This is a genomic window from Luteitalea sp. (assembly GCA_009377605.1).
GTDB lineage: Bacteria > Acidobacteriota > Vicinamibacteria > Vicinamibacterales > Vicinamibacteraceae > WHTT01.
Map to the genome: position 1 here is coordinate 24029 of WHTT01000050.1, position 26104 is coordinate 50132.

20 protein-coding genes and 1 other RNA gene are annotated in these 26104 nt (G+C 64.8%); 13 read left to right on the forward strand and 8 right to left on the reverse strand.

The features are described 5' to 3' along the window. The first annotated feature begins 71 nt into the window (after positions 1-71). On the forward strand, positions 72-1610 hold the full coding sequence (locus tag GEV06_16965; protein ID MPZ19590.1) for a response regulator: 1539 nt from the start codon (positions 72-74) through the stop codon (positions 1608-1610). Positions 1611-1777: 167 nt separating this feature from the next. Continuing rightward, a complete protein-coding gene (locus tag GEV06_16970) occupies positions 1778-3601 on the forward strand; it encodes a DUF885 family protein (GenBank protein ID MPZ19591.1) in 1824 nt (607 codons plus the stop codon). A 13-nt stretch (positions 3602-3614) separates the two neighbouring features. Here GEV06_16970 and GEV06_16975 read toward each other — a convergent pair whose 3' ends face one another. Together GEV06_16975 and GEV06_16980 are read right to left on the reverse strand one after the other, a co-directional pair. Next, positions 3615-4043: a PIN domain-containing protein gene (locus GEV06_16975; protein ID MPZ19592.1), complete on the reverse strand. Its 429-nt coding sequence runs from the start codon at positions 4041-4043 to the stop codon at positions 3615-3617. After that, positions 4021-4278, reverse strand: coding sequence for a ribbon-helix-helix protein, CopG family (locus tag GEV06_16980; protein MPZ19593.1), 258 nt, complete (start codon positions 4276-4278; stop codon positions 4021-4023). The genes GEV06_16975 and GEV06_16980 overlap by 23 nt, the downstream gene beginning before the upstream one ends. Before the next feature lie 170 nt (positions 4279-4448). Between GEV06_16980 and rnpB the strand changes: the two genes are divergently transcribed. From rnpB to gcvP, 9 genes are all read left to right on the forward strand, one after another. Further along, positions 4449-5013, forward strand: an RNA gene (gene rnpB, locus GEV06_16985) — RNase P RNA component class A. Positions 5014-5036: 23 nt separating this feature from the next. Continuing rightward, a complete protein-coding gene (locus GEV06_16990; GenBank protein ID MPZ19594.1) occupies positions 5037-5996 on the forward strand; it encodes an NAD-dependent epimerase/dehydratase family protein in 960 nt (319 codons plus the stop codon). Between the two features lie 364 nt (positions 5997-6360). Then, the gene (locus tag GEV06_16995) at positions 6361-6717 is read left to right on the forward strand and encodes a hypothetical protein (protein MPZ19595.1); all 357 of its coding nucleotides are present in this window, start codon (positions 6361-6363) and stop codon (positions 6715-6717) included. After that, entirely contained in the window at positions 6714-7337 is a 624-nt protein-coding gene (locus GEV06_17000; GenBank protein MPZ19596.1) for a prepilin-type N-terminal cleavage/methylation domain-containing protein, read from the forward strand. The genes GEV06_16995 and GEV06_17000 overlap by 4 nt, the downstream gene beginning before the upstream one ends. Next, entirely contained in the window at positions 7322-7645 is a 324-nt protein-coding gene (locus GEV06_17005) for a hypothetical protein (GenBank protein MPZ19597.1), read from the forward strand. Before GEV06_17000 ends, GEV06_17005 begins: the two co-directional genes overlap by 16 nt. A 214-nt stretch (positions 7646-7859) precedes the next feature. Next, entirely contained in the window at positions 7860-9287 is a 1428-nt protein-coding gene (locus GEV06_17010) for an AAA domain-containing protein (GenBank protein MPZ19598.1), read from the forward strand. Positions 9288-9377: 90 nt separating this feature from the next. Then, complete coding sequence (gcvT, locus tag GEV06_17015) at positions 9378-10499, forward strand: glycine cleavage system aminomethyltransferase GcvT (GenBank protein MPZ19599.1); 1122 nt, start codon at positions 9378-9380, stop codon at positions 10497-10499. Then, complete coding sequence (gene gcvH, locus GEV06_17020) at positions 10496-10876, forward strand: glycine cleavage system protein GcvH (protein ID MPZ19600.1); 381 nt, start codon at positions 10496-10498, stop codon at positions 10874-10876. Before gcvT ends, gcvH begins: the two co-directional genes overlap by 4 nt. Before the next feature lie 24 nt (positions 10877-10900). Further along, positions 10901-13828, forward strand: coding sequence for an aminomethyl-transferring glycine dehydrogenase (gcvP, locus tag GEV06_17025; protein ID MPZ19601.1), 2928 nt, complete (start codon positions 10901-10903; stop codon positions 13826-13828). A gap of 21 nt (positions 13829-13849) precedes the next feature. On the opposite strand, the gene GEV06_17030 is transcribed toward gcvP, so the two are convergent. Beyond that, entirely contained in the window at positions 13850-14740 is an 891-nt protein-coding gene (locus GEV06_17030; GenBank protein ID MPZ19602.1) for a branched-chain amino acid aminotransferase, read from the reverse strand. Positions 14741-14742: 2 nt separating this feature from the next. Here GEV06_17030 and GEV06_17035 point away from each other — a divergent pair, with 2 nt between their 5' ends. Continuing rightward, positions 14743-16437 carry an NAD(P)H-hydrate dehydratase gene (locus GEV06_17035; protein MPZ19603.1) on the forward strand — a complete coding sequence of 565 codons (1695 nt, stop codon included), beginning with the start codon at positions 14743-14745 and terminating at the stop codon, positions 16435-16437. Beyond that, entirely contained in the window at positions 16434-16913 is a 480-nt protein-coding gene (gene tsaE, locus GEV06_17040) for a tRNA (adenosine(37)-N6)-threonylcarbamoyltransferase complex ATPase subunit type 1 TsaE (protein ID MPZ19604.1), read from the forward strand. Before GEV06_17035 ends, tsaE begins: the two co-directional genes overlap by 4 nt. Positions 16914-17028: 115 nt before the next feature. Here the strand turns inward: tsaE and guaB are convergent, their stop codons facing one another. The 5 genes from guaB to GEV06_17065 form a co-directional block, all read right to left on the reverse strand. Then, the gene (guaB, locus tag GEV06_17045) at positions 17029-18555 is read right to left on the reverse strand and encodes an IMP dehydrogenase (GenBank protein MPZ19605.1); all 1527 of its coding nucleotides are present in this window, start codon (positions 18553-18555) and stop codon (positions 17029-17031) included. A gap of 28 nt (positions 18556-18583) precedes the next feature. Then, positions 18584-21613 carry a preprotein translocase subunit SecA gene (secA, locus tag GEV06_17050; protein ID MPZ19606.1) on the reverse strand — a complete coding sequence of 1010 codons (3030 nt, stop codon included), beginning with the start codon at positions 21611-21613 and terminating at the stop codon, positions 18584-18586. Positions 21614-21699: 86 nt separating this feature from the next. Then, a complete protein-coding gene (locus GEV06_17055; protein ID MPZ19607.1) occupies positions 21700-21882 on the reverse strand; it encodes a peptidoglycan DD-metalloendopeptidase family protein in 183 nt (60 codons plus the stop codon). Positions 21883-22162: 280 nt separating this feature from the next. Further along, complete coding sequence (locus GEV06_17060) at positions 22163-23689, reverse strand: YifB family Mg chelatase-like AAA ATPase (GenBank protein MPZ19608.1); 1527 nt, start codon at positions 23687-23689, stop codon at positions 22163-22165. 287 nt (positions 23690-23976) lie between these two features. Continuing rightward, complete coding sequence (locus GEV06_17065; GenBank protein MPZ19609.1) at positions 23977-25701, reverse strand: LysM peptidoglycan-binding domain-containing protein; 1725 nt, start codon at positions 25699-25701, stop codon at positions 23977-23979. Positions 25702-26104: the final 403 nt, after the last annotated feature.

Consider the following 26104-nt stretch of genomic DNA (forward strand, 5'->3'; position numbering starts at 1 on the left):
CGGCCGCCTCGGCGAGGCGGCCCGACCTAAACTCACAACGCATAACTCACAACTCACAACTTCCATCATCCATGAAGCCACGCATCCTAGTCATCGACGATGAAGCTGCCATCCGCGACATGATGCGGATGATCCTCGAATACGAAGGCTACGACTGTCTCGTGGCGGCGACCGGCCAAGAGGCGCTCGCCCTGATGGAGCGCGCCATGCCGGATCTCGTCTTCCTGGATATCAAGATGCCTGGCATGGATGGGCTCGAGGTGCTCGGCCGCATCCGAAGCCTGGACGAAGGGGTGCCGGTCGTGATGATCTCCGGCCATGCGACGATCAGCGATGCCGTCACCGCCACCAAGCTTGGTGCGTTCGACTTCATCGAGAAGCCGCTCGCCAGCGAGCGCGTCCTCGTCACCGTGCGCAATGCCATCGATGCGAGCCGTCTCAAGACCGAGGTCGGGCGCCTGCGACAGGACGCCGAGGCCAAGTATCGGATCACGGGTGACAGCCCGGCGCTCAGGCGGGTCCTGGACGATGTGGCGCGTGCGGCGCCGACCAACGCAACGGTGCTCATCCTCGGCGAGAGCGGCGTCGGTAAGGAGCTCGTCGCTCGTGCCATCCATCGCAACAGTCAGCGCGCGAAGGAGCGCTTCGTCCAAGTCAACTGTGCAGCGATTCCGGAGGAGCTGATCGAATCCGAGCTCTTCGGTCACGAGAAAGGCTCCTTCACCGGTGCTTCCGACAAGCAGCTCGGGAAGTTCGAGCAGGCGGACCGCGGCACGATCTTCTTGGATGAAGTCGGAGACATGAGCCCGAAGACCCAGGCCAAGGTGCTGCGCGTCCTGCAAGAGGGTGAGGTGGAGCGAATCGGCTCCGCCAAGACCTTCAAGGTCGACGTGCGTGTGATTGCTGCGACGAACAAGCGGCTCGAGGAGGAGATTGCACGAGGCACGTTCCGCGAGGACCTCTACTTTCGGCTGAGCGTCATCCCGATTTCAGTGCCACCGCTCCGCGAGCGCGCAGAGGATATCCCCTCGCTCGTGCGCCACTTCATGGACTTGTTCGCACGTGAAGGTGCCAGCTTTCGGGCGAAGCGCTTCACACCGCCGGCCATGGCGCTCCTGCAGCACCAGCGCTGGAAGGGCAACATCAGGGAGCTCAGGAACACCGTCGAGCGCGCCCTGATCATGTCGCGGGGCGAGAGCATCGATGAGGCGGAGCTACGGGAGATCCTCAGGCTCGAGACGCGCCTCGGCCCTTCGGCCGCTGAGCCGCAGGCGCCAACCGGTGGGCTGGAGCGCGCGCCGGGAACTGCCGCAAGCGGTCTCTCTGGAGCGGATCGCGCCGCTCCAGCCCCGGCAGGCACGTCAATCGACGACCGAGTGGCGCCGGACGCGTCTAGCTCAGGAGATGCCATGCCGCCTCCCGCGCCGGAGCCGTCACGGCCGTCGACCCTCAAGGAGTTCAAGGAGCAGGCGGAACGTGCGTTCCTGGTCGAGCGGCTCCGCGACAACAACTGGAACATTTCCAAGACCGCCGAGGTCATTGGGACGCCCCGCAGCAACTTGTACAAGAAGCTTGAACAGTACCAGATCAGCCAGGAGCGCGACGGCTAGGGAGACCACGAAGGCACGAAGGATCAACCACGAAGACACGAAGATTCAACCACGAAGAACACGAAGAGCACGAAGAAAACCAAGTTGAATTCTCTTCTTCGCGACCTTCGTGGTTCTGCCGCGCGCGTCCGCGATAGGCTCTGTGCTACGGCAATTGAGGAAAATTCATGAATCGCATCCTGATGGCTCTCGCGCTCGTTGTTTCCCTTCTTGGTTGCCGTCAAGAAGCCTCCGATTCCGCTCGGTCGTCGGCAACCGAGGGCGACCTGGCTCAGGCCGCGGCCGAGCTCGACAAGTTCTACGCTGAGTATTGGGAGGAATTGCTTCGGCTCGATCCAATCCAGGCGACCTTCATCGGCGACACCCGTTACAACGATCAGTTGCCGAACTTCCTGGCCGCCGATTTTCGGAAGCGGATGCACGACTTCAACGCGGGATGGCTGAAGCGCGCGCAGGCCCTCGACGGCCGGACGCTCGATGAGCAGGCGCGCCTGAGCTATGACATCTTCGTGCGCAATCTCGAGCGAGAGCTCGAGACGGAGCGCTTCCCCGACTGGATGCAGCCGATCAATCAGTTCTACAGCGTGGCCAGCCTGGCCGTGCAGTTGGGCTCTGGCACGGGCGCCCAGCCGTTCAGGGAGGTCGGCGATTATGACAACTGGCTCCAGCGTGCCCAACGCTTGCCCAACCTCTTCGATCAGGCAATCGCCAACATGCGCGAGGGGATGGCGCGCGGCGTCGTGCAGCCCAAGGTGTTGATGCAGAAGGTCGTGCCGCAGCTCGACGCCATCATTGCGGACGAGCCGGAGGACACGGACTTCTGGGGGCCAATCGCGCGCATGCCGCCAGAGTTTGGTGACGCCGACGGGAAGCGTCTCACCAGCGCCTACCGCGCGATGATCGGCGAGCACGTGGTGCCTGCCTATCGGCGCCTGCGTAGCTTCATTGAGGACGAATACCTTCCCGCGTGTCGCGACACCGTGGCGCTGTCTGCCCTCCCAGACGGCGACGCCTGGTATGCCTTCAACGCCAAGCGCTCGACGACGACCGATCTCACACCGGCCGAGATCCATCGCATCGGCCTGAAGGAGGTGGCGCGCATCCACGGTGAAATGAAGCAGGTGATGCAGCAGGTGGGCTTCAAAGGCGATCTCGCGGCCTTCTTCGAGTTCATGACCACCGACCGACAGTTTCGATTCGCCAGCGAGAACGCGCTACTGAAGGCGTACAACGGCCTCAGGGCACGCGTCGAGGCCGGTGTGCCGCGGTTGTTCTCCCTGCTCCCGAAGGCGTCGTTCGAGATCCGTCCCGTCGAGCCGTTTCGCGCCGCCTCGGCCGCCGGGGGCGAGTATCAGCAGCCAAGCGAGGACGGGTCGCGCCCAGGCATCTTCTATGTCAACACGTATGACCTGCCGACGCGGAAGACATGGGATATGGAGAATCTGTTCCTGCACGAGGCGATCCCGGGCCACCACTTCCAGATCGCCTTGCAGCAGGAGCTGGCCGACCTGCCGCGGTTTCGCCGCTTTGGAATCGAGACCGCGTTTGTCGAGGGCTGGGGGCTGTACGCCGAGTCACTCGGCAAGGAGCTGGGCATCTACACCGATCAGTATCAGTACTTCGGCCGCTTGCAGGCGGAGCTCTGGCGTGCCATCCGCCTCGTCGTGGACACCGGCTTGCACGACCAGGACTGGACGCGCGAGCAGGTGATCGAATACATGATCGACAACTCTGCGACGAGCAAGACGCAAGCGGTTGCCGAGGCGGAGCGCTACATTGCCATCCCGGGGCAGGCGTTGGCGTACAAGATCGGCGAGCTCAAGCTGCAAGAGCTGCGCAGGCGGGCCGAACAGGCGCTTACAGACCGCTTCGACATCAAGGCATTCCACGCCGCCGCGCTCGAAGATGGGTCGTTGCCGCTCGATGTGTTGGAAGCGAAGATCGATCGCTGGATTGCTGCACAAGAGCAGGTGACACCAACCGGGGACTGACGGGCACTGCTGTTCACTGGGCGCGCTGCCGTCCGACCGGCAGGATGCACGGCACGGCTTGCCGCCCATGACGACGATAGACGCGGAAATCCCTATCGGTGGTGAGCAGTACCACGTCCGCCAAGGTCTCCGTCATGCGCACGAGGCACGCATCCGCCAGGCTCATCGGTACGTCCGCGTACTTCTCCATCAGCCTCAGCGGTCGCTCGAGGTCGTCGTTGAGGTCGAAGGCGGCGAGGAGCGCCCGGCGGCGGAGAAGAGCAACGAGTGCAGACTCACCGCGAGACTCCAACAGGTGAAACGTCTCTGAAAGCACGGCCTCGCTCGTGTGCCACGGCGGCGGAAAGCGCTCCGCTTGGGCCGCGGCCCAGCGGTGGTATCCATCGCGATGGCTCAGCAGCGCAACGAGAAAGCCGGCGTCAACGACCACGCTTCCGGCCATAGTCGGTCTTGTGAAGATATTCCTTCCGGCGCGCGCTCAGATCGCGAGGGAGCCCGTCGACCGAGCCAATCAGATCAGCAATGGCATCGATCGCGGGGCGTCCGGAGCGCGAATCACCGCGCGACGTGAGGCGCTCGCGAACGACATCGGACTTCGAAACCTTCCGCCCACGGGACTCGGCTTCGATGTCGGCGACGAGCGCTTCCGGCAGCCTGACGGTGAGACTCTTCTTCACGGCACACCTTCCCAACAGTGTTTCACTGCCCCAGTGTAATACGACACTGCCAACTACGCAATACATGACGCACCCGACCAGCGGTTCGGTGTTGTGCGTGGGTGATCGCGCCGTGAGCTAAGGACCGGCCGACGACCTGTGGACGAGAGTGGTAGAATTCAACATGTGCCGTAGTGGTCCGAGGTGATCGCCGCGGGCGGCGCCCGCGATGGGCGCCGGTAGCGGAGGAAAGTCCGAACTCCAGAGGGCAGCGTGCTGGCTAACGCCCAGTCAGGGTGACCTGAAGGAAAGTGGCACAGAAAACATACCGCCCGCCTTCGCGCGCTACGCGCGCTATGGCGAGGCAAGCCCCTGAGGCTGTTGGGCAGCGCAGCCCGGTGGTCGGGGAGCTTGCTTCGCCATAGCGCGCGTAGCGCGCGGAGGCGAGTAAGGGTGAAAAGGTGCGGTAAGAGCGCACCGCGCACCCCGTGAGGGGTGTGGCAGGCTAAACCCCACGCGGAGCAAGACCAAATAGGGGGGCGCTGGCGGGCCGGCGCGGGCTTGTCTCGCCGTAGCGCGCCTCGCGCGCGAAGGCGGGTCACCGCGCACGGAGCTCGCCGGGAGGGCTGCCCGCTCGAAGCCTCCGGGTAGGTCGCTAGAGACCGTCAGCGATGACGGTCCGAGAGGAATGATCACCACCGAGCTCGCCGGGAGGTGGGCGCGGAACAGAATTCGGCTTACTGGACCACTGCGACCTTATTCATACCTCTTGAATTTCCATGGGCATCTACGTCGTCACAGGGGGTGCTGGCTTCATTGGCTCGCACCTGGTCGAGGAGTTGGTGCGCCGCGGCGAGCGCGTGCGCGTGGTGGACAATCTCAGTACGGGGAGGCGTGAGAATCTCGCGCATCTCTCGGGTGTAGAGCTTCTCGAAGGCGACCTCGCACGGCTCGACGTTGCACGGCAAGCGGTGACGGGCGCAGACATCGTGCTGCATCAGGCGGCAATTCCCTCGGTGCCGCGTTCGGTAACCGACCCCATCACCTCGCACCGCGCCAACGTCGATGCCACCCTGAACGTACTCGTGGCCGCACGTGATGCTGGCGTTCGACGCGTGGTCTATGCGGGGTCGTCGTCGGCGTATGGAAACACGGACACGTTGCCCAAGCGTGAGGAGATGCCCACCCATCCGCTGTCGCCCTATGCCTTGCAGAAGCTCGTCGGTGAGCAGTATGCAGCGATGTTCACCGAGCTCTATGACCTCGAGACGGTGACCATCCGCTACTTCAACGTGTTTGGCCCGCGTCAGGATCCCTCGTCGCCGTACTCCGGGGTAATTTCGCTCTTCGTCAAAGCGCTGCGCAACCGTGGCCGCCCGACGATTTATGGAGACGGCGAGCAGACCCGCGACTTCACGTACGTCGCCAATGTGGTCGACGGCGTGCTCCGCGCGTGCGACGCTCCCGAGGCACGCGGACAGGTCATCAACGTCGCCACAGGTGAGCGGATCTCGCTGAACCGGCTCTTCCAGGTCGTGCGGTCGCTTACCGGCGCCGAAGGCGCCGAACCGGTGTACGGCGACCCTCGAGCGGGCGACGTGCGCGACTCTCAAGCCGATCTCACGCGCGCCCGAACGCTCCTTGCCTACGCTCCCCTCGTCGGTTTGGAGGAAGGTCTCCAGCGCACAATCGACTGGGCGCAGCACAATCAACCGGTGCACGAGTTGCCCGGAGCGTGACGCGGCCATTCTGGCTGCACGTGTCCCGTCTGCCTCGTTCGCGCGCCTCCACAACCCGCAAACACTGGTACCTGGCCCCGGCCCTGGATCCCGGCATAGCGCCAACCGTAGGCTGCGCTCGCGCGAGAGAGCGTTGACCCGCGAAGCACACTTCCTTCGTCTGTTGTCCTGATCTGCTGCCGGCTCAATGACTTGGCGCAGCGCCGCTTTCAGCGCGTCGCCTGGCCCGTCCCTTGCGTGACCAGGGGCGAGCGGGGCGCGGGCTTCTGCCGCGGCGATCAAGGGGACGACCTGACTCCTTGGTTCCGGCCAGCCGGTGCCCCGTGGTTTGGTCGTAACGCTAGGACATCAGGAGGAGGGTGATATGCGAACCACGATCTCGCGTCCCTGGCTTCTCGCCGCTGGCCTCATGTTGGTTCTTTGCGGACCCATTCTGCACGCACAAGCCTCGCGTGAGAAGCCGTCCCCGCAGCCGTCGAAGAAGGCTCGCGTCCTCAACGTGAATACCGCGTCGGCCGCGCAACTCCAGGAGCTGCCTGGTATTGGCGTCAGCACCGCCGCACGCATCGTCGAGTACCGTCAGAAGCACGGGCCCTTCAAGAAAGTCGAGGATCTCATGAACATCCGCGGCATCGGCGAGAAGAGCTTCTTGCGGCTGAAACCGCTAATCACGGTCACACCCGGCGCCCCTGCACGCCAAGCCAAGGGGACACGTCTGTGACCACTGCCTACCCACGAACGACAGACCGTTCGCTCGTGGCCGATCCTGGCTTCTCGCTGCTGGAGCTCCTGGTCGCGACCAGCCTTGTCGCAGTCGTGGCGCTGCCGGCGATGGCCAGGCTCGATGCTGGTCTCGGGCGCGTGCGGGGGGAAGCAGGCGCACGACAGGTGGCGGCGTGGCTCGCGTGGTCACGGGCACAGGCCCTCAGCAGCGGCCGTTCGGCCGGTGTGCGGTTCGATCGGACGGCGAGCACGATTCGCATGGAACGAGTCTTGGATCGAAACGGCAATGGTCTTCGCACGGAGGATCTGGACACTGGCATGGACCACCGTGTAGGCACGCCGGTTCGTCTCGATGAGCTTGTTCCGGGCGCGCGCTTCGCCGTTGCCACCGCTCTGCCAGGAATTGATGACGCGCCTTCGCTTCCTGCGGGAGCCAATCCCGTCCGTTTCGGCAGCTCGGACGTGGCGTCGTTTTCTGCGCGCGGGACCAGTACGCCCGGGACCATCTACGTCTGCGGCTCGGACCAGGAGCAGTATGCGGTCCGTGTCTTGGGTGCGACGGGGCGCATTCGCGTCTTGCAATTCGATCGCGTGAGGGGCGTGTGGCAGGCGAGGTGAACGGGGCTCGTCCCCTCGTGGGCAACGCTGGGCTGGGCACCGAGGATCCGGATAGCGCGGCGCCGTTGGTCGAAGTGGAGCTCGTCCCCGGCGGCATGGGCTGGCTGGTCGAACGGTCGGCCGGGAGAGGTCGCATATGGACGGAATGGCCGCTCGCACCGGGCACGGTCGTCAGGGTCCGTTCGAACGAGCGGACGGTCGGCGACGACAACACGGCGCAAATTCTGCGCAGTGAGCTAATCGAGGTGCGGCAGGGGAGGCCACCTTTGTACGAAGGACTGCTGCTGTTTCCGCCACCTCGTGCGTAGGAGGGAGAACTGGCTGCCCAGGGCGGGAACATGCTTCCCAGCTTCTGGCTGAGAATCCTGCGAGGAATGGGGGAAGTAAGTATCGCGGAGGAGCGGAGACGTTGCAAAACATACCAGCAATCACCCACGCGTCCCATTTGAGCCATCACGAGAGCCCGTGGCATCCCACTTGTCACACGGTGGTCGCAATGACGGCGACCACCGGAGATCTTCGATGACCAGAACCTTGGACGTAGGAGTCAATTCAGGCGCGGGCGATCAGTCAGAGCTCGAGGTCTGGACGGCACTGTCGACGGCGTGGCGGACGATGCCAGGCGGGCTATTGCGGGCGCAGTTCGAGGCGGCGCTGACGCACATGGCCGACGCGGCCTGGGCGCACATCCGCGAGGGCACACTCGCACCTGGCGGGGCGTCGCCCGCACCGCCTGAGCATGGGGTGCTCTTCGAGGTCATGCCGGGGGTGGTGCTCGAGGCGGTGCCCCGTGACGGCGCAGGCTTTGGACCGCGTCAGATGGCGATTTTGCAGCAAGGTGTCCTGGCCGCGGGATTCGTCGTGGAGCTGGATCGGTGGCGCACGGGCACGTTACGCATACCCTCCCTGTTGTGTCCACCCATGCAAGTGCCAGAGCTCATCGGGTCGAGCCCTGCCTTTCGGCTCCTGCTCGATCGTGTGGCGCGGGTCGCGCGGACCGACTTTGCCGTGCTGATCGAGGGGGAGAGCGGTGTGGGCAAGGAGCTGGTCGCGCGCCGCATCCATGCATTGAGCCGCCGGAGACGTGGGCCGTTTGTCGCCGTCAACTGCGCCGCGTTGGTCGACACGCTGGTGGAGGCGGAGCTCTTCGGCATCGAGGAGCGGACGGCCACCGGCGTCAAGGGGCGGCGCGGCAAGTTCGAGCACGCCGATGGTGGCACGTTGTTTCTCGACGAAGTCACGGATCTGACGCCCCGTGCCCAGGCCAAGCTGCTCCGCGCGCTGCAAGAAATGTCCGTGGAGCGGGTGGGTAGCCACGGGACTCGCACGGTCGACATTCGCCTCATTGCCGCGACCAATCGCAATCTCCTGCAGCTCGTCTCGGAAGGGCGCTTCAGACTGGATCTCTTTTATCGACTGAACTCCCTCGAGATCTACGTGCCACCTCTCCGCACGCGGCGCCAGGACATCGTCGATCTCGCCACGGCTCTGCTCAAGCGCCACCGAGCGTTGGGACCGGCGGAGATCGGGCCGGAGGCGCTCGAGTCGCTCTTGGGTTATGAGTGGCCGGGCAACGTACGCGAGGTGGAGCGTGTAATCGAGCGCGCCGTTGCTCTCGCCGAGGGCCCTGTGATTGAGCTGGACGACCTTCCTCCTGGAATCACCGGCCGCTATCGAGAGGTGCTCCTACCAAAGGACGAAACGGACGACACCATGCGAGCGTGGGGCAGCCGGTACGCACGGCTCGTGCTCAGGCGCTGCGGCGGGAGAAAGCGGCAAGCTTGCCGCATCCTCGACATCAGCTACCACACGTTGCAGGCCTACCTTCGGTACCCGCTGAAATCGAGCAACGGCCACGATCCACAATCGGTTGGCGCCGATTCGCCGGCCGATTCACAAGGCGAGGTTGCCGTGGGGGAGGAGCGCCTTGACCCTGTAAGAGCGCCATAGTACCGTTCTTGGGCTGTGCCGCTGGGGAAGGTCCTCCAAGGGACGCCGGCCTCCATGCTGAGAGTCACCACCAGCTGCGCACCCTGACCCATGACGCAGCCGGTCCCTTCACTCAAGCAAACGCCTCTCCACGCCCGACATCTCGCGCACGGCGCTCGGATGATGTCCTTCGGCGGGTGGGAGATGCCTGTCGAGTACACGGGTATCGTCGACGAGCACATGAGTGTTCGGACGCGTGCGGGCCTCTTCGATGTCAGCCACATGGGTGAAGTCGAGCTTGCCGGCCGAGACGCGCTGGCCGCACTCCAATACCTCACCAGCAACGACGCCAGCCGCCTGAGCCCGGGCCAGATTCAATATTCGGCGCTTACGACGCCCGAAGGCACCTTTGTCGATGACTTGTTGGTGTATTGCCTGGCCGACGAGCACTTCCTGCTCGTGTTGAACGCCGCCAACATCGAGAAAGACATCGCGTGGATCCGCAAGCACACGACCGACGCCGGTGATGTCGTCGTCGTCGACACGAGCAACCGCTATGCCCTCGTTGCGCTTCAGGGGCCCGCTGCGCCCGAGATTCTGCAACCGCTGACCGGTGTCGAGCTGGCTGGTCTGAAGTACTACCGCTACGCCAACGGTGAGGTTGCCGGCGTGAGAGGCTTCATCTCTCGAACGGGCTACACGGGTGAGGACGGCTTCGAGGTCTTCGTTCCCCCAGCCACGGCAGAGCGCGTTTGGAACGCAGTACTCGAGGCGGGCGCTGGCGTCGATCTCCGGCCGTGTGGCCTGGGTGCGCGCGATACGCTGCGTCTCGAGGCGGCCATGCGTCTCTATGGCCAGGACATGGACGAGACCACGACGGTGCTCGAGGCGGATCTTGGCTGGATCGTTGGATGGCAGAAGGAGCAGTTCCTCGGATCCGACCGTCTGCGCGCGCAGAAGAGCGAGGGTGTGCCGCGAAAGCTCGTCGGCTTCGAGATGCTGGGCCGCGGCATCGCGCGACACGGCTACGAGGTCTATCTCAACGGCACGAAAGCGGGAGTCGTGACCAGTGGAACGCAGACTCCCTTCCTGAAGAAGGCTGTCGGCATGGCGTATCTACCGGCGGCTGATGCTGTCGTGGACCGTGAGCTCGAAGTGGACGTACGCGGCCGTCGAGTCGCCGCTCGCGTCGTGCCGCTACCCTTCTACAAACGCTCCAGGAGCGGACGCTGATGTATCCAGCTGACTTGAAGTACACCAACGACCATGAGTGGCTGCGCCTCCTGGGTGATGGCCACGCGGAGGTAGGCATTACCGACTACGCCCAGCAGCAACTGGGCGACGTCGTGTTCGTCGAGCTGCCCGAGGTGGGCCGCACCGTGGCCAAAGGCGAAGCCTTCGGCACGATAGAATCAGTGAAGGCGGTCTCGGAGCTGTTCTCTCCCGTCGCCGGTGAGGTGAGTGAGATCAACGGCGAGCTGCAACAGCATCCGGAACGGATCAACTCCAGTCCGCATGAGACCTGGATTATCAAGCTGCGTCTCGCCAATGGCGACGAGGCTGACGCGCTCCTCTCCAGCGAGCGCTACACGGAATTGGTGGAAGAGTAGATCCCTGACCCCGAGGCCACCCCGTTGAAGAACGAGTTTGCCCTGCGCCACCTTGGTCCCAGGCCCGATGAGTGCCGCGACATGCTCCGCCTCGTTGGAGCCGCATCGCTCGATGCCCTGATAGACGAGGTCGTTCCGCCTGATATTCGTCGCGCTGGTCCGCTCGACCTGCCGCCCGCCGAGTCTGAGTTCGCCTTTTTGGAGCGCCTTCGACACATCGCGGCGCGCAATCAGGTCTTTCGCTCGTACATCGGCCTCGGTTACTACGACACGATCACACCGAGCGTCATCCTGCGCATGGTGTTGGAGAACCCCGGCTGGTACACCCCTTACACGCCGTACCAGGCCGAGATCGCACAGGGGCGGCTGGAGGCGCTGCTCACCTTTCAGACGATGGTGAGCGACCTGACGGGCATGGGGGTAGCCAATGCGTCGCTGTTGGACGAGGCTTCCGCCGCAGCGGAAGCCATGACGATGCTGCGACGCGTACAGGCGCGTAGGGATGCGAACCTCTTCCTCGTCGCCGACACCTGTTTCCCGCAGACCATCGCGCTCGTCCAAGCCCGCGGCGAGCCGCTCGGCCTCGACGTGCGTGTGGTGCCGACATCGGAGCTCGACCTCGATGAGCGTGTGTTTGGCGTGTTGCTGCAGTACCCCGACGGCAACGGCCTCGCCACAGATCTGCGGCCCATCATCGAGCAGGCGCATGAAGCGGGGGTGCTCGTTGCTGTCGCGACCGACCTGCTGGCGCTCACACTGCTTGTACCGCCCGGTGAGATGGGCGCAGACGTCGTGGTGGGGTCGGCACAGCGGTTTGGCGTGCCGCTTGGCTACGGCGGTCCGCACGCGGCGTTCTTCGCCACCCGAGACACGTACGTCCGTCAGATGCCGGGGCGCCTCATTGGCCTCTCCGTCGACGCGCATGGCGAGCCGGCGTACCGCATGGCACTACAGACGCGCGAGCAGCACATCCGGCGTGACAAGGCCACGTCGAACATCTGCACGGCGCAAGCCTTGCTCGCGAACATCGCCGCCTTCTACGCCGTGTATCACGGGCCTGACGGACTCCGCGACATCGCTCATCGCGTGCACCGACGCGCCTGTACGCTCGAGGAAGGGCTCCGCGCACTCGGGTGTGTGCAGCGGAATACGGACTTCTTCGACACGCTGCGAATGGGCGGCGCAAGCGGCGGCCGGTTGCCGCTCGACCGCGTGCGGGAGGCGGCGCTCGAGACGCGAATGAACTTGCGTTACTTCGATGACGGTGACGTTGGCATCAGCCTGGACGAGACGACCGGTGCCGCCGATGTCGCGGCAATCGTGGGCGCCTTCGCGCAGGCGCTCGGTCAGTCTGCGCCTGATGCCGGTTCTGCGGACTCTCACACGGGGACCGCGCCCGCGCTGGCCGACGATCGACGGCCGGCCCCTTGGCGGGCCGAAGAGGATCGGCGCTATCCGGCATCGCTCGCCCGCTCGAGCCGATACCTGACGCATCCGGTATTCACGGCGCATCGATCCGAGACCGAGATGATGCGGTACATCCGCAGGCTCGAGCGCAAGGACATCGGCCTGGACACGTCGATGATTCCCCTCGGCTCCTGCACGATGAAGCTCAATGCCGCATCGGAGATGTTGCCGATCACATGGCCAGAGCTCGGACGCGTGCATCCCTTCGTTCCGCTCGAACAGGTGCAGGGCTATGCACAGGTGCTCCGTGAGCTGGAGGGCATGATCCGAGAGATAACAGGCCTCCCCGGCGTGTCGTTGCAGCCGAACTCTGGAGCTCAAGGCGAGCTGGCAGGTCTCCTAGTGATTCGCGCCTGGCACGGCGACCGCGGTGACTCACAGCGCAACGTCGTCCTGATTCCCTCGTCTGCCCACGGGACGAACCCAGCAAGCGCGGTCATGGCCGGCATGCGCGTTGTCGTGGTCGCCTGCGACGAGCGTGGCAACGTCGATGTCGATGATCTGCGCCAGAAGGCGGCGCAGCATGCGCCCTCGCTCGCCGCACTCATGATTACCTATCCTTCCACGCACGGGGTGTTCGAGACGCGCATCAGAGAAATCTGCACCGTCGTGCACGAGCACGGCGGGCAGGTCTATATGGACGGCGCCAACATGAACGCCCAGGTCGGCCTGACGAGCCCAGCGCTCATCGGTGCCGACGTGTGCCATCTCAATTTGCACAAGACCTTTGCCATCCCCCACGGCGGGGGAGGGCCAGGGATGGGACCGATCGCGGTGGCGTCGCATCTGGCACCGTACTTACCGGGGCATCCGATCGTGCCGAGCGGCGGCGCGCGAGCGGTTCAGGCCGTCGCTGCGGCACCGTGGGGCAGTGCTTTGGTGCTTCTCATATCGTATGCGTATATGCGAATGTTGGGCCCGGATGGGATGACCGACGCGTCGCGAATCGCCATCCTCAACGCCAACTACATGAAGGCGCGCCTCGAGCGTGCGTACCCGATTCTTTACACGGGCGCCCGTGATCGGGTGGCGCACGAGATGATTCTCGACCTGCGGCCTCTCAAGCACGCCTCCGGCATCGACGAGCAAGATGTGGCCAAGCGGCTCATGGACTTCGGTTTTCACGCGCCGACCGTCTCATTCCCCGTGCCCGGCACGCTGATGATCGAGCCGACCGAGAGCGAGCCGAGAGGAGAGCTGGATCGGTTTTGCGACGCGTTGCTGCAGATTCGTGAGGAGATCCAGGCGGTCATCGATGGCCAGGCGGATCCAAAGGACAATGTGCTCAAGCAAGCGCCGCACACCGCAGCCGCCGTGGCTTCGGACGACTGGTCACACGCGTACACTCGAGCAGAAGCGGCCTTTCCGCTGCCGTGGGTCAAGCCTTCGAAGGTCTGGCCGCCGGTCGGCCGCGTCGACAACCCGTATGGCGATCGCAACCTGATGTGCGTCTGCCCACCAGTCGAGCAGTATGAGGAGGTCTGAGCGCAGAGTTCACATGAGCCTCTAACCTCTAACCTCTAACCTCGCTCTTTCGAGCTCCAGCCTCGAACCTCGAAAGGCCCACAGAAGTCGCGTTGTGATGGGCCCAGGGCGCCCTGTTCCAATGGTGAGATCATCGATCATGACGACCGGTGCGATCTCACGTGTCGTGCTGGTCAGGAACGCTTCGTCCGCCACCGGGAGATCTGTGTAGCGCAACGTCGCCTCACGTACCGGCAGACTGAGCTGCTCGCCGAGCTCGAACACCAGCCCGCGCGTGATGCCCGGTAGGATCCCGGCTTCGAGCGGAGCCGTGAGCACCTCGCCGTCGCGGACGATGAAGAAGTTGCTCTGGGCGCACTCGGAGATCTCGCTCCTGTAGTTGAGCATCAGGGCTTCGAAGGCGCCGTGCTTGTATGCCTCCTGCATGGCCAGGGCGTTGTTGATTAGATTGTTCGATTTGATGCGCGGGTTGAGGGCTTCCGGGTGATTGCGGACCACTGACACCAAGGAGATCTTCACACCGCGTTGGTACGTCACCTCGGGTGGCGCCACGAACGGCTTGACGATGATGATGAGCGTAGGGGAGGGGCAGGCTCGGGGATCGTACATGATGTCGCCGACGCCCCGCGTCAAGAGAATCCGGACGTACGCTTCTCCCGGAAGATCCGCCGCACTCATGGTCGCGTGCAGACGGTCGAGAAGCTCGGCGTCGCTAAAGGGCAGAACAAGCGCGATCCGCTCGGCCGACTGGCGGAGCCGTGCGAGGTGCTGCGCGAAGAGGAACGGTGTGCCATCGTAGGTTCGCAGCGTCTCGTAGACGCCCTCGCCAAACAACAGGCCGTGGTCGAAGACCGAGACCGTGGCCTCACGCTCGCTACAGATGCGTCCATCGATGTTCACCGTGGCTGCCATGCATGCTCCTCGTCGATGCGGACCCTGTCTCAGTTGTACTCGCTTCGGATGGCAGCCGCAAGCGACGGCAGGGCCTGGGTGAGCATGGTAGATTACCCGCTATGCGCGTCTTGAACACCACGCAAATGCGTGAGGCCGACCGATACACGATCCACGAGATTGGCATTCCCTCCCTGGTGCTCATGGAGAACGCCGGTCGCCAGGTCGTCTCTGCCATGGAGGCGTGGTTCAAACCGCTCGCCGACAAGCGGGTCGCGGTGGTCGCAGGCCGTGGCAACAACGGCGGTGACGGGTTCGTGGTAGCGCGCACGCTCCTCGACCGCGTGCTCGACGTTGGGGTGTTCCTGATTGGCCGCGTGCAGGATGTCGCGGGCGACGCTCGCGCCAACCTGGAGATCCTCGGCAGGCTGGGAGTGTCGGTCGTCGAGGTTGGCGACGAGCAATCGTGGGAGCTCCACTCCTCCGAGGCACTGGCCGCCGACATCGTCGTGGACGCGATCTTTGGGACCGGCCTCAAGGCGCCGCTTCACGGCGTGCTGCAGACGGTCGTCGCGGACCTCAACGCCTCCGGCGTGCCGGTCGTGGCCGTGGACGTGCCGAGCGGCTTGGCCAGCGACGCCCACATGGTCATGGGCGAGGCCGTGCAGGCCACGCTCACAGTGACGATGGGCGCCCCAAAACCGGCGCATGTGCTGCCACCGGCCTCACGCCACTGCGGTGACCTCGTCGTGGCCGACATTGGCATTCCTCCGTCGGTCATCGATGCCGTCGAGGGACCGCGCCTCGAGGTCGTCACACAGGAGATGCTGGGCGCCCACGTCGAGGTGCGCGATCCGGACGCGCACAAGGGGGATTTCGGCCGCATCCTGATTGTGGCAGGCTCGATGGGGAAGACCGGCGCGGCGCATCTCGCGGCCATGGGAGCCATCAAGTCGGGCGCCGGCCTCGTGACGATTGCCACGCCGCGCTCTTGCCAGCCGCTGCTCGCCGTCATGGCGCCCGAGTACATGACGGTCGCATTGCCGGAGGACGAGGAGGGGCGCATCATCGCAGAAGCGCTCGAGATCGTCTTGGCTCAACCGGCCGACGTCATTGCCATCGGCCCAGGGCTTGGGACGAGCGACGCGATCACGACGTTCCTGATAAGCCTCCTGGAGCAGTCCGGCGTCCCCTTGGTACTGGACGCCGATGCGCTGAACGCATTTGCGGCCGATCCGCTGCGCCTTCACGCCCGCGATGGCCTGGACATCATCATCACGCCGCACCCGGGGGAGATGGCGCGTCTTCTGGGATCTCCGACCAACGAAGTCCAGGCCGACCGCGTGGCCGCCGCTCGTGCCCTCGCCGAGCAGCGCGACCTTCATGTGATTCTCAAGGGGCACCGAACGCTCGTCGCGTCGCCAGACGGCGCCGTGTCCATCAACGTCACGGGCAATCCAGGTATGGCAACCGGCGGCACTGGCGATGTCCTGACCGGTGTTGTCGCTGCATGGCTCGCGCAGCTTCTCGATCCGGAGGCGGCCGCTCGGCTGGCCGCTTACGTGCACGGGCTCGCGGGTGATCTTGCGCAGGCGGACTGTGGCGAGGTGGCGATGAGCGCCTCGGACCTCCTCGATCACTTGGGCGACGCCGTGTTGGAGCTGCAGTCTGGTGCCGGCCATGACGGCCGAGACGAGGCTCGAGGAGATCCCATCTGATCCGCACGGTCACCATCAGTGAGCCAGGGACAATCGCCCTGGCGGCGCGGCTGGCGGCGCGCCTCGAGCCCGGCGGCGTGCTCCTGCTGTTCGGGGACTTGGGGGCCGGCAAGACGGCGTTCGTCCGCGGCCTCGCCGAGGGGCTCGGCGTCCCAGCGGAGGAGGTGAGTAGTCCCACCTTCACGCTCGTCCAGGAATACCGTGGCGGGAAGCTTCCGCTCTACCACGTCGACCTGTACCGGCTATCGCCCGGCGAGGTCGACGACCTCGGCCTCGATGCGCTCGCACCAGACGGTATCATCGCGATCGAGTGGGCCGATCGCCTACCGCGTCCGATTCCTGGCGCCGTCGAAGTGCGACTGGAAGACGAGGGTGACGACAACCGGCAGGTGACGATCGTTGGCCTCGACCTTCCTCGAGAGGCGTCGGCAACCACGAAGATCGCGAGGAGCAACCACGAAGGTCACGAGAGTTAAACCACGAAGATCACGAAGGTCACGAAGGCTCAACCACGAAGAGCACGAAGGACATCAAATAAATTCTTCTTCGTGTCCTTCGTGGTTGAGCCTTCGTGACCTTCGTGGTGACTTCTCACTCGACGCGGTAGTTCGGTGCTTCCTTGGTAATGATGACGTCGTGGACGTGGCCCTCGCGGTGGCCCGCCGGGGTGACGCGAATCAGCTGTGCTTCGCGCTGTAGCTGCTCGATGGTGCGGGCGCCGCAGTAGCCCATGCTCGCCCGCAGGCCGCCGACCAGCTGGTGCGCCATGGCAGCCACGCTCCCTTTGTGAGCGACACGTCCCTCGATACCTTCCGGCACGAGCTTCTCCGCTCCGTCACCGTCCGCCATCGCCTCGAGCTCGAACTCGTCCTGGAAGTAGCGGTCGCGGCTGCCTCGGCGCATCGCGCCAATCGATCCCATCCCGCGGTAGTCCTTGAAGCTCCGGCCCTGATACAGAATCATCTCGCCGGGGCTTTCGTCGGTCCCCGCGAAGAGGCTTCCGATCATCACCGAGCTCGCGCCCACGGCGAGCGCTTTCGGAATATCGCCGGAGTATCTGACGCCCCCATCTGCAATGATCGGCACGCCGAACTGTTCTGCGGCACGCGCACACTCGGCGATGGCCGTGATCATTGGCACGCCTATCCCGGCGATGACGCGCGTCGTACAGATCGATCCGGATCCGATACCTACCTTCACTGCGTCCACGCCGAGCCGGCTCAAGGCTTCGGTGCCGGCGGCCGTTGCCACGTTGCCGGCGACGAGGTCGATGTCCGGGAAGCGCTTGCGCAAGGTGGCCACCGCATCGAGCACACCCTGCGAGTGACCGTGCGCCGTATCGACGACCAGCACATCGACATGTGCCGTGACGAGCGCCTCGGCGCGCTCCATCGTGTCTTTGGCGATGCCAATCGCGGCGCCGACACGCAGGCGACCGAGCTCGTCCTTGCAGGCCCGGGGATACTTGATGGCCTTTTGGATGTCCTTGACGGTGATGAGGCCCTTGAGCCGGAACTCCTGATCCACGACCAGCAGCTTTTCAACCTTGTGCTCGTGCAGGATCTCGCGCGCTTGGTCGAGGGTCGTTCCGACAGGCACGGTGATCAGATCCCGTCGCGTCATCACCTCGGCAATCGGGCGGTCCAGCCTCGCTTCGAACCTGAGGTCGCGGTTCGTGAGGATGCCAACGAGATGGCCCTCCTTCTGTCCGTCGTCGGTAATCGGCACGCCCGAGATGCGGTACTGCCTCATGAGCGTCTGCGCATCGCTCAGCCGATGTTGCGGTGAGAGCGTGATTGGATTGACGATCATCCCGCTTTCGGAGCGCTTGACGCGGTCCACTTCTCGAGCATGCTCCTCGATCGACAGGTTCTTGTGAATGATTCCAAGACCACCTTGCTGTGCGATGGCGATGGCCATCTCAGACTCGGTGACGGTGTCCATGGCCGCCGTGACGAGCGGCACGTTGAGTCGAAGGTGGCGTGTGAAACGTGTCGAGACGTCTACCTGGCTCGGCAGCACATCCGACCCGCGCGGCACCAACAGTACATCGTCAAAGGTCAGCGCCGTGACGAGGCCTCGCTCGATCTGCGAGCCTGGCGTGAGCGCGGTGATCATCAGCTCCATAGGTTTACCATCTACCACCTCAATGCGCTGACCTCTCCTGTGCGGCGGCGCCGTGGCACTTCTTGTACTTCTTGCCGCTGCCGCACGGGCACGGGTCGTTCCGTCCGACCTTTGGCATATCCCGCCGGACCGTGCGCACCACGTCATCGCCACCAGTCCGCGCCGGCCGTGGCTGACCGGCGGATGCTGGGGCACGTCCTCCGCCCACGAAGGCGGGCGCTGCCTCGTGCCGCGCCTCCAGGGCCGCCGCCGGTCGCCGGGGCGTCTGCCGCCGGGCGGGCATCTCTGGTCCCATGGTCAGGACCGGCCGCAGCCGCCACAGGTACTTGACCGTCTCGTCATCGATCCGCTCCTTCATCGCCTGGAACAGACTGAAGCTTTCTTTCTTGTATTCGACGAGCGGGTCGCGCTGGCCGTAGCCACGGAGCCCGATACCTTCCTTGAGGTGATCGAGGCTGTAGAGGTGATCCTTCCACTGCTGATCGACGATTTGGAGCGCCAGGCTCCGCTCGATGGGCTCGAGAACCGCCCGTCCGGCTGCCGCGTCGCGCGCGCCCGGCTCGAGGGCCGACACCCGCTCGAGCGTCGCTCGATCGATGATCCGGAGCGCGAGATCCTCGGGCAGCGCGAGGATCTCACGGCCGACGGTCATTTCCTTGGCGTCGTACTTCTTCGAGACGACCGCCCAGAGCGTGTCGCTCAGCTCTTCATCGCTCTGCTGCTCGAAGGGGATCCCGTCCAGGTCCGCGGCCTCGAGACCGAAGATCTGCATCGCTTCTTCACGCAGCTTGCCGATGTCCCATTCCGCGGGGTCGGTGTCGGCACTGCAGTACGTGTCGATGCAGGAATCGAGCGCTTCCTCGCCGAGCACCCGGAGGTACTCGCGCATGCCTACGTCGGCATCCTCGAGCCGAATCTTGCCCTCGAGGATCTGGCGGCGCAGCGCGTAGACGTTCTCGCGCTGCTTGTTCATCACGTCGTCGTACTCGAGCAGATGCTTGCGGATCGAGAAGTTCTGCGCTTCCACCTGTTTCTGTGCGCGTGCGATGGCCTTGGTCACCATCCGGCTCTCGATCGGGACGCCCTCTTCCATCCCGAGTCGTTGCATCAAGCCAGAGACGTTGGCCGACCCGAAGATCCGCATCAGGTCGTCTTGGAGCGACAGATAGAAGCGCGATGAGCCGGGGTCGCCCTGACGGCCCGCGCGGCCGCGCAGCTGATTGTCGATCCGCCGCGCCTCGTGCCGCTCGGTGCCGATGATGTGGAGCCCTCCAACCCCCACTACCTCGTCGTGCTCAGCGTCGCACTGTGCCTTGAACGCCTCGAGATAGCGTTGATAGATCGGCGCGGGCACGCGGAAGAAGCCATCGATGTGGTAGAAGTAGACGAACTCTTCGTCGTCGACGAAGCGCTCCTGCCCCTTGGCGAGCCGCTCGGCGCCCTCCTCACGCAGGCACGCCTGCCGCGCCAGGAACTCCGCGTTCCCGCCAAGCAGGATGTCGGTGCCGCGGCCTGCCATGTTGGTGGCGATCGTCACAACGCTCTTGCGCCCGGCTTGCGCGACGATTTCTGCCTCTTTGGCATGAAACTTCGCGTTGAGCACCACGTGCTTGGTGCCCCGCCGATGGAGGAGCCCCGCAATGCGCTCTGATTTCGCGATCGACACCGTGCCGACCAGCACGGGACGGCCCGTCTCGTGCTTCTCGATGATCTCGCCAACGATCGCGTCCCACTTCTCTTCTTCGGTGCGGAAGACCAGATCCGGCTCTTCGAGCCGAATGAGCGGTCGGTTGGTTGGGATGACGACCACGTCGAGCTTGTAGATTTTGCCGAACTCCTCTGCCTCGGTCTCGGCCGTGCCGGTCATGCCCGCGAGCTTGGCGTACTTGCGGAAGTAGTTCTGGAGCGTGATGGTGGCGAGCGTCTGGTTCTCGCGCTCGATCTTGACGTTCTCTTTGGCCTCGACCGCCTGATGCAAGCCGTCGCTCCATCGACGTCCCGGCATCAAGCGCCCGGTGAACTCGTCGACGATGATCACCTCGCCATTCTCGTTGACGACATAGTCGATGTCGCGACGGAACAGCGTATGGGCGCGCAACGCCTGGTTGATGTGGTGTAGTAACGGCATATTCGACGGGTCGTACAGCCCGCCGGGGCTCAGCCGCTGCGCCAGCAGCTCCTCGCACTTCGCCATGCCGCTCTCGGTGAGCGAGGATGTCTTGTGCTTCTCGTCGATGATGAAATCGCCGGTCTGCTCGAGCGCCTCGCGCTCTTCGGCCTTGACGTTGCCCTGGATCACCGCGCCCTTCTTGAGCCGCGGGATGATGCGGTCCACCTCGTAGTAGAGGTCTGTGGACTCCTCCGCGGGGCCCGAGATGATGAGCGGCGTCCGCGCCTCGTCAATCAGAATGCTATCGACCTCGTCGACGATTGCGAACCGGTGCCCGCGCTGCACCATCGAGCCGAGCTCGAACTTCATGTTGTCGCGAAGATAGTCGAAGCCGAACTCGTTGTTGGTCCCGTACGTGATGTCGCACGCGTACGCCGCCTTGCGGTCCGCGTCGTTCAGCTCGTGTTGGATGACGCCAACGGTCATACCGAGGAAGCGGTAGATCCGTCCCATCCATTCCGAGTCGCGTCTGGCGAGGTAGTCGTTGACGGTGATGATGTGAACGCCCTGGCCTTCGAGAGCGTTCAGATACGCCGGCAGGGTGGCAACGAGCGTCTTGCCCTCACCGGTCTTCATCTCCGCGATCGTGCCGTGGTGCAGCCCCATGCCGCCAATGAGCTGCACGTCGTAGTGGCGCATCTGCAGCGCCCGCCGTGCCGCTTCGCGCACGATGGCGAATGCCTCCGGCAGCAGGTCGTCCAATGATTCGCCGCCCGCCACGCGCTCGCGCAGCTGCGGCGTGCGCGCGCGGAGATCCTCGTCACTCAGGGCTTGGATGGAGGACTCGAGCTCGTTGATGCGCGCGACGACGGGCGTCAGCTTCTTGAGCTCACGCTCGTTCTGTGTCCCGAAGACCTTGGCGAGAAGGGTATCGACGATCAAGGAGTGTTACCAGGTGGACGTAGGGCCTCAGGGCGGCCCCGCTTCTCCCGTCATTTTACGGGCTCGTGGGGGCTGTGACAAGGTCACTGCCGTGAGACCAGGAGACTGATGCGATTGACGCGCCGGCCGTTGGTCGAGACCTCATAGTGGAGATGTGCACTTGTCGCGCGGCCCGTGGAGCCCACCTCACCGAGAACCTCGCCACGTTTGACCCGTTTCCCGACCCGCACGCGGCGGCGTGAGAGAGGCGCAGCGCGCGTCTCCATCCCGCGCCGATCCCAGGCACCAACGTGCGGCCGCGCGAGGCATCCGCAGCGGCTGCCATCTCCGTCGACGCATCGACCCTCTCGGCAGTCAAGCGTGCTGACGCTCTGCGTGCTGACACTAGTGGGCTGTATCAGTCATTTGTAAAGCGCCTTGCGGGCGGGGCATCCCGCCTGGCGGCGTTGCTCGTCGGTCACATACGGCCTGTATGCTCCCTCCTCGCGCCTGGCCAGCCGGGCGCCGCGCTCCGCAAGCCACTTCACAAATGACTGATACAGCCCACTAGGGGTCGCGCGGGTGATTGAGGGTGTCGGCCCTGAACTGCAGAGCTTCGGCAATATGCTCGGTGCGAAGCTCCGCATCTCCGGCTAAATCCGCAATCGTTCTCGCGACTCGCAGGACCCGTGTGTGCGCGCGGGCGCTCAAACCGAGCCGCTCGCTGGCTCGCTCGAGGAGATGCAAGCCCGCCCGGCCAGGCCGACACCACCGACGGAGCTGCTGTGCCTCGAGCATGGCATTCACGCCCATGGCGTTATCCGGCCAATACGCCCGTTGGCGCGTGTGCGCCTGCGCCACACGGTCACGAATGGCCGTCGTGGGCTCGCCCGTCGGCTCGGCGAGCTGCTCCCGCACGGTGACCGACGACACGTCGACGACGAGATCGATGCGATCGCGCAGCGGCCCGGAGATACGGTGCACGTAGCGCGCGACGTCCCGAGGCGTGCAGCGACACGTCCGGATGGGGTGACCCAGGAAGCCGCAGGGACAGGGATTCATGGCCGCCACGAGCTGGAACCGCGCGGGGAACCGCACGGTCCGACTGGCGCGCGCAATGGCGATCTGGCCCTCTTCGAGCGGCTGGCGCAGCACTTCCAGCGCGTGCCGCTCGAACTCTGGGAGCTCGTCGAGGAAGAGGACACCGTTGTGTGCGAGGCTGATCTCGCCGGGCCGGGGATGCGAGCCACCACCCACCAACGCCACTGCCGACGCCGTGTGATGTGGCGCCCTGAACGGACGACAGGGCAGCAGGCCGGCGCCAGGCGGAAGCGTGCCCGCCACGGAATGGACGGCTGTCGTCTCGAGTGCTTCTTCGAAGCTCCACGGTGGCAGGAGGGCTGGCAGGCGTCGTGCCAACATTGTCTTGCCAGCACCAGGCGGACCGACGAGCAGCATGGCATGACCGCCGGCAGCGGCGATCTCCAGCGCGCGCTTGGCAAACGCCTGGCCCTGAACGTCTGCCAAGTCGGGCTCCGCAGCGACGGGATGCTTTGGTGCGGCAGGCAGCGCTGGAGCACGATCCGGATGCGTGACGAGCTCGACCGCGGTGCAAAGAGAGTCCACGGGGAGGACGCGCAGATCGCCCACCACGGCCGCTTCTGTTGCATTGTCCTTCGGGAGCAGCAGCGACGGAATACCGTGGCGCCTGGCCGCGGCTGCCACAGAGAGGATGCCGTGCGCGGGCTGCACGCCGCCGTCGAGTGACAGCTCGCCGACCACCAGGATGTCGTCGATCGCACGTCGTTCCACGATGCCCTGCGCCGCGAGAACGCCAAGAGCAATCGGCAAATCGAGCGCGCTACCCGCCTTGCGGATATCCGCGGGAGCCAGATTGACGGTGATGCGGTGCTGTGGGAACTCCAGACCAGAGTGCCTGATCGCGCTGCGGATACGGTCGCGACTCTCGCGCACACTGGCGTCTGGTAGACCGACCATGGCAAAGCGCGGCAGTCCGGACGACACGTCGACTTCGACGTCGACCAGTTGGGCCTCGAGCCCGTGCAGGACAGCCGTCCGCAGTCGCGCCAGCACGCGGTTCCTGAGTGCAAGAAGCGATGCACGATGCCGCCACGATTCCCGTGAGCCAGAAACCGCGCTGAAGGTGTTCCGCTCCAGTCACTTGGCGCTCGCTGCCCTGATCGTGGGTCGCGAACGAGCATGCGGAAACTGCAGCGTTCGCGGGACTCCTATGTGGTGGTAATTGCAACACAGCGCCTTCGGCGAACGTGCCCTGCCCTAGCGGTGGTGATTGCAACCGGCGCGTTCGGCGAACGCGCCCTGCCAGAGATGGAAGGTAGGGACGCCTCGCCGAGGCGTCCCTATTGGGCGCTGCGTGCTGTGTAGACGGTGAGCCGATCCCCCGGATCGAGGCGGCTGCCACTGAGGCCATTCCAGGTCTTGAGCTCCGCGATAGAAACGTCGAAGGTCTGGGCAATGCCGTAGAGCGTATCGCCTCGACGTACGCGGTACGTCAGGGGACCGCCGTTGGGGTCGCCCGTGCCGTTGTCTTTCGCGGCAGCGAGGCTGGTGCCCCCACGCTGGGCGCGGGACGCGAGCAGTGTGGACGCCGGCGCGCGCGGCACGACGAGCTGTTGGCCGATCTGCAGGACGTAGGGCTTGGAGAGGCTATTGGCGTCCGCAAGATCCGCCTGTCGTACTTTCAGCTTACTGGCGATCTTGCTCAGCGAGTCGCCGCGGTTCACCGTGTACCACTGCAGGGTCGCGAGCTCATCCCGCTCCGCGCGGGTCAGCCGTGTGCGTAGCTGGGCAGCCGTCCCTTCTGGGACCTTGAGCTCGTAGCTCGAATTGCGAAGCGGTGTGGTCCAGCGGCGCAGCTCCGGGTTCGCCGCTTGGATCTCATCGACGGGGACACCGGTCCATTCCGCCACGCGCCGAAGGTCCACGGCACGCGTGACGGGTACCTTCTCGTAGCGAAGCGGCTCGTCGTCACTCAATGTGAAGCCGTACTGCGCCGGATTTCGCGCGATGATGATCGCCGCCAGAATCATGGGGACGTACTCGCGCGTCTCACGCGGGAGATACTTCGCGTTGCTCGACAGTCGCCAGAAATCGGCCGTCTTGGCGCGCTGCACTGCACGCTGCACGCGTCCTGGCCCTCCGTTGTACGACGCCAGCGTCAGCAGCCAGTCCCCGTCGAACATCTGCTTGAGCGTCTTCAGGTACCGCGCCGCCGCTTGCGTGGCCTTTTCCGGATCGGCGCGCTCGTCGATGAACCAGTCGGTCTTGAGGCCGTTCTCCGCAGCGGTTCCACGCATGAATTGCCACACGCCTTTGGCGCGTGCGCGCGACAACGCCGCAGGCTTGAAGGCGCTCTCGATGAGCGGGATGTAGGCGAGGTCGAGGGGAATGCCCTCGGCACGGAACACCTCTTGAATCATCGGCAGGTACTGCTGACCCCGCGTCAAGCCCCCCTCGATGTGATCGCGCAGCCGCGTTTGAAAGAGCTGCACGTACTGCAGGACCCGCTCGTTCGACGGGATGGGGATGTCGTGCGTCGTGGCGGCGAGGTCTCGTTCCACGGTTTCGTGCACGTTTGGCTCCGCCGGCAGCGGCGGATTGAAGGTCGTAATCTCGAGGACCTTGTCGATGAGCGCTGGCTCCGAAGGCTTCTCGGTGAAGCCATCCCCCCTGGCGAGGGCAAGCGCTTCTTGTGCGCTAATCCGGTCGACGAGCCGATCGAACTGCTGACTCAGGCGCACATCCGACCGCGCCCCCCACCGCGACTCGGTCAGCACCCGAAGCGCCAGGTCGAACTCCTCACGAGCGCGATCGAGGTGACCCGTCTCCAGCTCACGCTCACCGTTGACGTAGTGGCGTTCCGACGTCGTGATGACCGCCGCGATGGGATCGTCGGCTGCTCGATCACGCGCGTGTGTCGACGCGTTCTGGGCCTTGGGGGCGCTGTCGGCGGGCCGGCGTGCGTTGTCGGCCGCCCGCGGATTGCCGACACCGGGAATCAAACTACAAGCTGAAATCGACGTGAGGCAGAAAACTAGGACCGGCAAGCCGGCTGGTCTTCGCATCTAGGCGCTCCCACCGTCCAAGGCCATGCTGAAAACGAGCGCGGAACAACACACGTACGCACGACCCGAACCATCCATTACCCCTGTAGGGTGAAGAGAGATCACCATCGGCGAACGGAGGCCGCCTCCTTCTCCGATGGCTCGGTAGGGACGCATCCCCAAGCGTCCGAACGGCGCGCTCACGTGCCGTGTCCTACCATTTACGAAAAGAGGACCCTTCCCCTTTTCATCTCGCGTTCAGGCCGTGGTGTTTCGGGGCCTGTTGGCCTCGCTGGGCAGAGTGCCTGCGGTGCTGGGCGGGAAGGGTAACACCCGCCTGTGCCGTCGTCAACGAAAAGGTGGATCGGGTGTCAAGGCGAAATAGAAATGTCCCCGTTCTTAGCGAAATAGAAATGTCCCCTCT